The 620-nt window shown below is 48.7% G+C and carries 1 protein-coding gene; it reads left to right on the forward strand.

What is annotated here, in order from left to right:
• Window positions 1-620: flagellar biosynthetic protein FliR (locus tag R7190_RS28625; RefSeq protein WP_318138028.1), on the forward strand; the 620-nt coding region annotated here is incomplete at both ends.

A 620-nucleotide genomic window follows, 5' to 3' on the forward strand; every position in this document is an offset into this window, starting at 1 on the left:
TCTCTATCGTGGTCATCACAGCGCCATTAATGCCAACAATGCCTACGGTTGAACTCTTCTCATTAACCTCTTTGTTTCTGGCATTTGAGCAAGCGATTTGGGGGTTGATGTTCGGTCTGATTCTGCACATGCTGTTTAACGTGTTCACCATGCTCGGCCAAACCATTTCTTTGCAGATGGGTTTGGGTATGGCAATGATGAACGACCCTGTGAATGGTCTGTCGGTGGCGATTCTAGGCCGTATCTTTTTGATTTTTTCGACCTTACTCTTTTTGTCACTAGAAGGGCACTTACTGGTGATCGACATCGTTATTCAGAGTTTTGTGGTGTGGCCTGTTGGCTCAGGCATCACGGCCCTATCACTGCAAGGCGTGATCAATGTGTTTGGTTGGATGTTTGCGGCTTCTCTCGCACTTGCGCTGCCCGCCATCGTGTCAATGCTATTGGCGAACATCAGTTTTGGTGTGATGAACCGCGCCGCACCGTCTCTGAACGTTTATGCGCTAGGTTTTCCGATGACCATGCTACTTGGCCTGTTTAGTGTTTTGATTTCTGTTTCCGGTGTTCCGGGCCGCTATACCGCGCTGGTGCATGAGACGATCCGACACTTAAACAACTTT

The organism is Vibrio sp. 1078-1, assembly GCF_033340475.1.